The sequence below is a fragment of the Reyranella soli genome (genome assembly GCF_007992495.1).
In the GTDB taxonomy this organism is placed as follows: domain Bacteria; phylum Pseudomonadota; class Alphaproteobacteria; order Reyranellales; family Reyranellaceae; genus Reyranella; species Reyranella soli.
Map to the genome: position 1 here is coordinate 1 of NZ_BKAJ01000374.1, position 1,027 is coordinate 1,027.

Annotated in this window: 1 protein-coding gene; it reads right to left on the reverse strand. The window is 68.7% G+C overall.

What is annotated here, in order from left to right; genetic code table 11:
* Positions 1-9: 9 nt before the first annotated feature.
* A complete protein-coding gene (locus RSO01_RS46845) occupies positions 10-987 on the reverse strand; it encodes an ABC transporter ATP-binding protein (protein ID WP_147157488.1) in 978 nt (325 codons plus the stop codon).
* Positions 988-1,027 lie beyond the last annotated feature (40 nt).

Below are 1,027 nucleotides of genomic sequence, written 5' to 3' on the forward strand. Positions count from 1 at the left end.
GCGCTCCGGTCACCGCAAATGGCAGGACACCTGATGCCCCGGCGCGATTTCGCGCAGCGGTGGTGATTCGACCCGGCAGCGGTCGACCGCGTAGGGGCAGCGGGTGTGGAAATGACAGCCCGGCGGCGGCCGGACGGGGCTGGGCACATCGCCCTGCAGGACCATCTTCTTGCGGCGGATGGCAGGGTCCGGCACCGGCACCGCCGACAGCAGCGCCTCGGTGTAGGGATGCTGTGGCCGGGTGAAGATCGAGCGCGTGTCGGCGTACTCGACGATGCGGCCGAGATACATGACGGCGATGTAGTGGCTGATGTGCTCCACCACCGCGAGATTGTGCGAGATGAAGAGGTAGGAGAGCTGGCGCTCGCGCTGCAGGTCCTGCAGCAGGTTGATGACCTGCGCCTGGATCGAGACATCGAGCGCCGAGACGGGCTCGTCGCCCACGATCAGCTTGGGCCCCAGCGCAAGCGCGCGGGCGATGCCGATGCGCTGACGCTGGCCGCCCGAGAACTGGTGCGGGTAGTTGCTCATCTGCGCGGGCCTGAGGCCAACGCGGGCGAACAGGGCCGCGACCTGCGCGTCGCGCTCCTTCCGGCTGCCGGTGCCGTGCACCAGCAGCGGCTCGGCCACGATCTCGCCTGCCGTCATGCGCGGATTGAGCGAGGAGAACGGGTCCTGGAAGATGATCTGCATCTGCGCCCGGTAGGGGCGCATCTCGGATTTGCTGAGGCCGGTGATCTCGGTGCCGCCGACCTGCACCGAGCCCGAGGTCGGCTCGATCAGGCGCAGCACGGCGCGGCCGGCCGTGGTCTTGCCGCAGCCGCTCTCGCCCACCAGGCCCAAGGTCTCGCCGACGCCGATCGAGAAGCTGATGCCGTCGACGGCATAGACCTGGCCAACGGTGCGGCGCAGCAGGCCCTTGCGCACCGGGAAGTGCTTCTTGAGGTCCTTGACCTCGAGCACGGGCATGTTGGCGGCGGGGCTCATGTCATGTCTTCCGGACCGCGCGCATCCTGCGCGCTCATGA